Consider the following 293-nt stretch of genomic DNA (forward strand, 5'->3'; position numbering starts at 1 on the left):
TGTAAGCGCTGTGAGGCGTTGAGCTAACCAATACTAATTGCCCGTGAGGCTTGACCATATAACACCCAAGCAATTTGCATGCTTCGAGCTGAAAAGCGAAAGAGCACCAGATTGCGGTGTGTGAAGACGAAACGAACCGAAAGTTCGAGATACTCGCAAAACACCAAACTATCGCATACCCATTCGCTGGAGCGTGATCTCGCAAGAGAACACGAACTGGCTACCGAATTTCTTGACGACCATAGAGCATTGGAACCACCTGATCCCATCCCGAACTCAGCAGTGAAACGATG

1 rRNA gene is annotated in these 293 nt (G+C 48.8%); it reads left to right on the plus strand.

What is annotated here, in order from left to right:
* Positions 1 to 231 precede the first annotated feature (231 nt).
* Positions 232 to 293: ribosomal RNA gene (rrf, locus tag ACZ3HH_RS29620) — 5S ribosomal RNA — on the plus strand; the annotation flags it as partial.

Source organism: Pseudomonas sp. PME37.24/025 (assembly GCF_055556615.1).